Annotated in this window: 1 protein-coding gene; it reads left to right on the top strand. The window is 66.4% G+C overall.

Features of this window, described 5'->3' with window-relative positions; genetic code table 11:
- Positions 1–229: TonB-dependent receptor plug domain-containing protein (locus SB765_RS34520; protein ID WP_410933143.1), on the top strand; the 229-nt coding region annotated here is incomplete at both ends.

Consider the following 229-nt stretch of genomic DNA (forward strand, 5'->3'; position numbering starts at 1 on the left):
GGTGCCGCTCAATACCAACCGCGACTCTTCGCGCAACCTGGCCAACATCGACCCGGCGCTGATCGAACGGGTCGAAGTCATCCGTGGCAGCAGCGCCATCTACGGCAGCGGCGCCACGGGGGGCATCATCTCCATCACTACACGGCCTGCCGGTGGTGAAAACCGTGCCGAAACCAGCCTGAGCGCTACCTCGCCACTTACCCGCCTGGGCAGCGATGGCCTGGGGGGC

Source organism: Pseudomonas sp. SIMBA_067 (assembly GCF_046534675.1).
GTDB lineage: Bacteria > Pseudomonadota > Gammaproteobacteria > Pseudomonadales > Pseudomonadaceae > Aquipseudomonas > Aquipseudomonas putida.